The organism is Mesorhizobium sp. M1338, from assembly GCF_040318045.1.
Classification (GTDB): domain Bacteria; phylum Pseudomonadota; class Alphaproteobacteria; order Rhizobiales; family Rhizobiaceae; genus Mesorhizobium.
This window is the reverse complement of record NZ_JAMYLL010000163.1, coordinates 1-595: the sequence shown is the minus strand read 5'-3', so window position 1 is coordinate 595 and position 595 is coordinate 1. Positions and strand designations below refer to the sequence as shown.

The 595-nt window shown below is 65.9% G+C and carries 1 protein-coding gene; it reads right to left on the bottom strand.

Annotation, left to right across the window (positions count from 1 at the left end):
- Positions 1 to 595: ISAs1 family transposase (locus NKH19_RS33485; RefSeq protein ID WP_352984009.1), on the bottom strand; the 595-nt coding region annotated here is incomplete at both ends.

The window sequence follows — 595 nt, the reverse complement described above, 5'->3', positions numbered from 1 at the left end:
GGAGAGCCAATCGGTTTCGCCGCTGACGGTGACGGTGCGCTGCTCGATGCGGCCATGGGCCTTGCCGAGATCGGTGGAGTGATCGAGTCTGTCGGCGGGCGCGTCGGCGAAATAGGCTTCGATCTCGCTCCTGATGGTGGGTTGGTTGGCCTTGACGGCGAGCAGGTAGTCGGCGCCGGCGTCGCGGATTGCCGTGGCGATGGTGGCATTGGTGGCGATGGCATCGATGGAGACGAGTGCGCCCTTGAGGCCGTCATCCTTGCCCAGTCGCTCCAGCAGGATGGGGATGGCGGTGATCTCGTTGCTCTTGTCGGTGACGGCTTCCTGGCCAAGTACGAGGCGCGCGGTGGTGGCGAAGGCCGAGACCAGGTGCAGTGGGGCCTTGTCGGCGCTCCTGTCGTGGCTGCGGCGCGAGGTCTTGCCGTCGATGGCGACGAAGTCGGGCTTATCCGGCCAGGTCTCGCGGACCCAGGCACTGAAAGCGGCCGAGAACAGGGACGGGTTGATGCGGTTCATCAGAATGGTCAGCCAGCGCCCGCCTGGCACGCCGTGGTGGTAGGGCATATAGCGGCGCAGGAAATCGAGATGCGCCTCC